Source organism: Stenotrophomonas sp. S41 (assembly GCF_016624625.1).
In the GTDB taxonomy this organism is placed as follows: Bacteria; Pseudomonadota; Gammaproteobacteria; order Xanthomonadales; family Xanthomonadaceae; genus Stenotrophomonas.
In genome coordinates, this window is record NZ_JACVTV010000164.1 from 1 (window position 1) to 6661 (window position 6661).

Sequence of the window (6661 nt, forward strand, 5' to 3'; positions counted from 1 at the left end):
CCCCGTAACCTCCCCCCTCCCCGCCAAACCTGTAACGCTGCTGTCGCCGTTGATGTTGCTCCTGCTCCAGCGGGTGCAGGGCCGCAGGCCCTGCGATGCCTCCCCCTTGTCTGGCGGCCCGGCCAGCGCCATATGGACAGGGATGCCCGCCTGCCGGGCCCGTTTCCTGGAGATCTGCCGTGACCGTTGCCAACCCCCTGCTCGATGCTTCCGGCCTGCCGCCCTTCGAGGCGATCCGCCCCGAGCACGTGGCGCCGGCGCTGGACGTGCTGCTGGCCGACGCCGAAGCCGCCGTCAAAACGGCCGAGCAGGTGCAGCCGGTGCGCTGGGAAACCTTCGTGACCCCGCTGGACGATGCCACCGAACGCCTGTGGCGCGCCTGGGGCCTGGTCGGCCACCTGCAGGGCGTGGTCAACACCCCCGAGCTGCGCGAGGCCTACAACAGCAACCTGCCGCGGGTGACCCGCTTCGCCAGCGCGCTGGGCCAGAACCTGGCGCTGTACCGCCAGTACCAGGCGCTGGCCGCCAGCCCGGAAGCGGCCGGCTTCGATGAAGCCCGGCGCAAGGTGCTGGACAACACCCTGCGTGATTTCCGCTTGGGCGGTGCCGAACTGGATGCCGACGCCCAGCAGCGTTTCGCCGCGATCAAGGAAGAGCTGTCGGCGCTGTCGGCGAAGTTCTCGCAGAACGTGCTCGACGCCACCGATGCCTGGTCGCTGATCGTGGAAGACGAAGCGCGGCTGGCCGGCGTGCCGGACGACGTCAAGGCCGCTGCCCGCGCCGCCGCTGAAAAGGACGGCAAGCCCGGCTGGAAACTGACCCTGCAGATGCCGTGCTACCTGCCGGTGCAGACCTGGGGCGAAGACCGCGACCTGCGCGAGATCCTGTACCGCGCCAGCGCACAGCGTGCGTCCGAATTCGGCGATGAAGCGCTGGACAACGGCGGCAACATCGACCGCATCCTCGGCCTGCGCGCCGAACTGGCCGCGCTGCTGGGTTTTGCCTCCTACGCCGATTATTCGGTGGCCACCAAGATGGCGCAGGACCCGGCCGAAGTGCTCGCCTTCCTGCGTGACCTGGCCGTGCGTGCCAAGCCGTTCGCCGGCAAGGATCGCGCCGAGCTGGAACAGTTCGCCCGTGACCAGCTGGGCATCGACAGCCTGCAGGCCTGGGACCTGGCGTTCGCCGCCGACCGCCTGAAGCAGGCGCGCTACAGCTATTCCGAGCAGGAAGTGAAGCAGTACTTCACCGAGCCGAAGGTGCTCGGCGGCCTGTTCTCGGTGATCGAGCAGCTGTACGGCCTGCGTGTGCAGGAAGACAGCGCGCCGGTGTGGCACGAGGACGTGCGCTTCTTCCGCCTGGTCGATGCGCAGGGTGCGTTGGTCGGCCAGTTCTACCTGGATCTGTACGCGCGCGAAGGCAAGCGCGGTGGTGCGTGGATGGATGATTGCCGCAACCGCCGCGAGCGTGCCGATGGCAGCGTGCAGACGCCGCTGGTCTACCTGGTGTGCAACTTCGGCCGCGGCGCCAACGGCAAGCCGGCCACCTTCAGCCACAACGAAGTGACCACGCTGTTCCATGAAATGGGCCACGGCCTGCACCAGCTGCTGACGCGCATCGGCGAACTCGGCGTGGCCGGCATCAACGGCGTGGAGTGGGATGCGGTGGAGCTGCCCAGCCAGTTCATGGAGAACTTCTGCTGGGAATGGGACCACCTGCAGGGCATGACCGCGCACGTGGACACGGGCGAGCCGCTGCCGCGCGCGCTGTACGAGCGCATGCTGGCGGCGCGCAATTTCCACAGCGGCATGGCTACCGTGCGCCAGCTGGAATTCGGCCTGTTCGACATGCTGATCCACAGCCAGTTCGAACCGGCGCAGGATAGCGTGCTGGCGTTGCTGGACCGCGTACGCAGCGAAGTGGCGGTGAACCATCCGCCGGCCTGGAATCGCTTCCCGCACCAGTTCAGCCACATCTTCGCGGGTGGTTACGCGGCCGGTTACTACAGCTACAAGTGGGCCGAGGTGCTCAGCGCCGATGCCTATGCGGCGTTCGAAGAAGCCCCGCAGGCGCTGGCTGAAACCGGTGCGCGCTTCCGCGACGAAATCCTCTCGCGCGGTGGCAGCCGTCCGGCGGCGGAGAACTTCAAGGCGTTCCGCGGCCGCGCGCCGCAGATCGACGCGTTGCTGCGCCATTCGGGCATGGCGTAAACGAAAAAACGCGGTGCATACCGGTAGCGCTGGGCCATGCCCGGCGAGCGCGCAGCGCGGCGCGGCAACAAGAGCCGCCGGGCATGGCCCGGCGCTACCGTACATCGGTCAATCGGCGTAGATCATCTTCCGCGTCATGCCGCCGTCGACGATGAAATCCTGCCCGGTGCTGAAACCGGACAGCGACGACAGCAGGTACACCGCCAGTGCGCCGATGTCTTCGGGCTCGCCCACGCGCCCGACCGGGTGCTGGCCGTGGTCGCTGGCCGAATACTCCGGCGCATGCCGCCGCGAAGGAGCCTGCCAGGCGGTGGTGCCGATCCAGCCGGGGCTGATGCTGTTCACGCGTACCGCCGGGCCGGCACTGATCGCCAGCGCGTGGGTGAAGGCCACCAGCCCGCCCTTGGCGGCGGCATAGGCCTCGCTGTTGGCTTCCGACTGCCACGCGCGGGTGGAGGCGACGTTGATGATCGAACCGGCCGCGCTGGCCTTCAGTGCCGGCAGCGCATGCTTGCTGCACAGGAACGCGCCATGCAGCGAGGACAGCCGTCGCTGCCACTCGTCCCATTCCATGTCCTGCAGCACGGTGCCGTGCGGGCCGGCAATACCGGCGTTGTTGACCAGGCCATCGATGCGGCCAAAACGCTGCTGCGCCGCGCCGATGAAGTCGCGCACGCTGGCTTCGTCGGCGATGTCCAGGCGCTGGAACGCGGCATCATCGCCACGCTGCCATTCGTCCAGGCAGGCCTGGCCTGCTTCCACGTCCAAGTCGCCGATCAGCACGCGGCCACCGGCACCCAGCACGGCCTGCGCCACGCCGCGGCCGATGCCGTTGGCACCGCCGGTGACCAGCACCACCTTGCCCTGCAGCGGTGCCGCCGGCCATGCGGCGATGGGCGGAACCGCGCTCACGACAGGTCTTCCCCGCGCAGGCGGCGGTGCCAGCCGGCCACGCCGATGCGGTCCAGGGTCTGGATGTTGCGCTCGACGATCACGTCCGGGTCCGGGAAGGCGTCCACGGCGCGCTCCACGCTTTCCTCGCGCAGCAGGTGCAGGGTGGGGAAGGGCGCGCGGTTGGTGTAATTGCTGGCATCGTCGGCAGCCACGCCATCGAACTGGTAGTCCGGGTGGAAGCTGGCCACCTGCAGGATGCCCTGCAGGTCCAGCGCCTCGATGGCAGCGTCGGCGTTGTCGAGGAAATCGTTGTAGTCGAGGAAATCGGTCAGCACCTGCGGATGCACGATCAGGGTGGTGTCGATCTGCTCGGCCGGGGTGTCGCGCAGCAGCACCAGCTCCTCGGCCAACTGTTCAACCAGTGCCTCGGGCGTGGTCGCATCGCTGAGCACGAAGCGGACCTGGTCCTTCACGTAGACCGCCTTGGCGAACGGGCACAGGTTCAGGCCGATCACGATGCGCTCCAGCCACAGGCGGGTGGCGGCGATCGGGTCGTCGGTGGGCAGGGCGGGGTCGGTCATGGCGGGCGCTTCGGCTGGCGGGGGCCGCCATTGTAGGCAGTCGCCCGCGGCTGCGTTGTTCACTGTCCACGCACTGGACAGTGGCGATGCTGGAAAGTCCCATCCATTCAAGCCCTTGCCGAGATCGCACCGATGGCCGATTGCCTGCGCGGCGGGCCAGGCGTGCAATGGACGCACGACACAGGAGGACACCTCATGACTGCATCTTCCCCGTGGCTGCCGGACGAACTCTGGTCCGGCGCCTTCTTCGACGGCCAGTGGCAGGCCGCCAGCCAGCGCCACCCGGTGATCGAGCCGGCCACCGGCCAGACCCTCGGCGAGGTCGGCCTGGCCGACGCCGCCCAGGTCGCCACCTCGGCCGCCGCCGCCGCGCAGGCCCAGCAGGGCTGGGCCGCCGCCCCCTATGAACAGCGTGCGCAGGTGCTGCGCCAAGCCGCGCGCCTGGCCGAAGACAACATCGACACCCTGGTGGACTGGCTGGTGCGCGAAAGCGGCTCGACCCGCCTGAAGGCCGGCTTCGAGGCCAAGGTGACCATCAAGGCGCTGCACGAAGCCGCCGCGCTGCCCTCGCGCAGCACCGGTGAAATCCTGCCCTCCGAACCGGGCCGGTTGAATCTGGCCCGGCGCCGTCCGCTGGGCGTGGTCGGGGTCATCTCACCGTTCAATTTCCCGCTGTACCTGGCCATGCGTGCGGTGGCACCGGCCATCGCGCTCGGCAATGCCGTGGTGCTCAAGCCCGACCCGCGCACCGCGGTGTGCGGTGGCGCGGTCATCGCCCGCCTGTTCGAACAGGCCGGGCTGCCGGCCGGCGTGCTGCACATGCTGCCCGGTGACGGCGCCGCCGGTGCCGCGCTGACCAGCGATCCGCACGTGGCGATGATCCAGTTCACCGGTTCCACCGCCGCAGGCCGCAAGGTCGGCGAAGCGGCCGGCAAGCACCTGAAGAAGGTCTCGCTGGAACTGGGTGGCAAGAACTCGCTGATCATCCTCGACGATGCCGACCTCGATCTGGCCGTGGCCAACACTGCCTGGGGCGTGTACCTGCACCAGGGCCAGATCTGCATGGCCACCGGCCGCGTGCTGGTGCACAGGAAGATCCATGCCGCGTTCCTGGAAAAGCTGGTGGCCAAGGCGAAGTCGCTGAAGGTCGGCGACCCGGCACGCGAAGACGTGGCGATCGGACCGCTGATCAACGCCACCCAGCGCGACCACGCCGCCCGCGTGGTGGCCGACGCGGTCAAGGCCGGCGCCACGCTGGAAGCCGGCGGTACCCACCAGGACCTGTTCTTCGCGCCCACCGTGCTCGGCAACGTGGCTGCCGACAACCCGGCATTCAATGAAGAAATCTTCGCGCCGGTGGCGGTCGTGGTGCCGTTCGACGATGACGACCAGGCCGTGCAGCTGGCCAACGACAGCGAATACGGCCTGTCGATGGCCATCGTGTCCAGCAACGTCGGCCGCGCGCTGAAGCTCGGCGAACGCCTGCGCACCGGCCTGCTGCACATCAACGACCAGACGGTGAACGACGAAGTGATCAATCCCTTCGGCGGCGTCGGTGCGTCCGGCAACGGCACCAGCATCGGCGGCCCGGCCAACTGGGAAGAGTTCACCCAGTGGCAGTGGCTGACCGTCAAGGGCGAAGCGCCCGCCTATCCGATCTGATCGAAGGAACCATCACGATGAACGACAACACCGCAACGCGTGAGATCACCGCCGCCGTGGTCCGCGGCAAGGAACAGCCCTTCGTCATCGAGCAGGCGCAGCTGCGCGGCCCGCAGGACGACGAGGTACGGGTGAAGGTGGTGGCCACCGGCCTCTGCCATACCGACCTGATCGTGCGCGACCAGTACTACCCGGTGCCGCTGCCGGCGGTGCTCGGCCATGAAGGCGCCGGCATCGTCGAGGCCGTGGGCCCGAACGTGCGTGACCTGAAGGTGGGCGACCACGTGGTGCTGACCTACGGCGCCTGCGGCCACTGCAATCCCTGCCGCGGCGGCCACGGTGCCTACTGCAAGGATTTCTTCGGGCTCAACTTCGGCGGCGACGATGGCCACGGCCATACCGCCATCACCGATGCGCAGGGCCAGCCGCTGCACGATCACTTCTTCGCGCAGTCCTCGTTCGCCACCTTCGCCATCGCGCGCGAGATCAACGCGATCAAGGTGCCCGACGATGCGCCGCTGGAACTGCTGGGCCCGCTGGGCTGCGGCATCCAGACCGGTGCCGGTGCGGTGCTCAATTCGCTGAAGGTGCGCTCGGGCAGCAGCTTCGCCAGCTACGGTGCCGGCGCGGTGGGCCTGAGTGCGGTGATGGCGGCCAAGGTGGCCGGTGCCACCACCATCATCGCCATCGATGTGGTGCCGTCGCGCCTGGAGCTGGCACTGGAGCTGGGCGCTACCCACGTGGTCAACAGCCGCGAGACCGACGTGGTGGAAGCGGTGCGTGCGATCACCGGTGGCGGCGCTGATTTCGCGCTGGAATCCACCGGCCGCCCGGAAGTGCTGTCAGCCGGCATCGAGGCGCTGGGCGGGCTGGGCATGATGGGCGTGGTGGGTGCGCCGAAGCTGGGCACCACCGCCAGTTTCGATGTGAACAACCTGCTGCTGGGCGGGCGCAGCATCCGCGGCATCGTCGAAGGTGACAGCGTGCCGCAGGTGTTCATCCCGCAGCTGGTGACGCTGTTCCTGCAGGGGCGGTTCCCGTTCGACAAGCTGGTGAAGTTCTATCCGCTGGAGCAGATCAACCAGGCGGCCGAGGACAGCACGCGCGGGATCACCCTGAAGCCGATCCTGCGGATCGCGGCGTAACGGGCATCGGTAGTGCCGGCCGCTGGCCGGCAACATCAAAAGCCGGCTATCCGTGGGTTGGCGTGGTGGGTCCGGTTGAGGGGGACGCCGTAAATACGTCCTTGTAGGCTTGGTCGCGGCTTGCTCGTGTGCGCTGTCCTGCGCACACGGCAAGACCGGGGTTGGGCGT

General features: G+C 68.5%; 5 protein-coding genes. 3 read left to right on the plus strand and 2 right to left on the minus strand.

Annotated features, from left to right (window positions below; all coding sequences use genetic code 11):
• Positions 1-179 precede the first annotated feature (179 nt).
• The gene (locus IAE56_RS20225) at positions 180-2210 is read left to right on the plus strand and encodes a M3 family metallopeptidase (protein WP_200753747.1); all 2031 of its coding nucleotides are present in this window, start codon (positions 180-182) and stop codon (positions 2208-2210) included.
• A 108-nt stretch (positions 2211-2318) separates the two neighbouring features.
• Here the strand turns inward: IAE56_RS20225 and IAE56_RS20230 are convergent, their stop codons facing one another.
• Positions 2319-3122 (minus strand): SDR family oxidoreductase, encoded by an 804-nt coding sequence (locus IAE56_RS20230; protein ID WP_200753748.1) that lies wholly within the window; start codon positions 3120-3122, stop codon positions 2319-2321.
• Positions 3119-3685 (minus strand): DUF1415 domain-containing protein, encoded by a 567-nt coding sequence (locus IAE56_RS20235; RefSeq protein WP_164075555.1) that lies wholly within the window; start codon positions 3683-3685, stop codon positions 3119-3121. Before IAE56_RS20235 ends, IAE56_RS20230 begins: the two co-directional genes overlap by 4 nt.
• Before the next feature lie 195 nt (positions 3686-3880).
• On the opposite strand from IAE56_RS20235, the gene IAE56_RS20240 reads away from it, so the two are divergent.
• Together IAE56_RS20240 and IAE56_RS20245 are read left to right on the plus strand one after the other, a co-directional pair.
• On the plus strand, positions 3881-5347 hold the full coding sequence (locus IAE56_RS20240; protein ID WP_200753749.1) for a benzaldehyde dehydrogenase: 1467 nt from the start codon (positions 3881-3883) through the stop codon (positions 5345-5347).
• A 17-nt stretch (positions 5348-5364) separates the two neighbouring features.
• Positions 5365-6492, plus strand: coding sequence for an NAD(P)-dependent alcohol dehydrogenase (locus IAE56_RS20245; RefSeq protein ID WP_200753750.1), 1128 nt, complete (start codon positions 5365-5367; stop codon positions 6490-6492).
• Positions 6493-6661 lie beyond the last annotated feature (169 nt).

Bases quoted from the DNA above. Each gene is read 5' to 3' on its own strand.
- IAE56_RS20240 (WP_200753749.1), top strand. From the start codon at position 3,881: ATGACTGCATCTTCCCCGTGGCTGCCGGACGAACTCTGGTCCGGCGCC.
- IAE56_RS20245 (WP_200753750.1), top strand. From the start codon at position 5,365: ATGAACGACAACACCGCAACGCGTGAGATCACCGCCGCCGTGGTCCGC.
- IAE56_RS20235 (WP_164075555.1), bottom strand. From the start codon at position 3,685: ATGACCGACCCCGCCCTGCCCACCGACGACCCGATCGCCGCCACCCGC.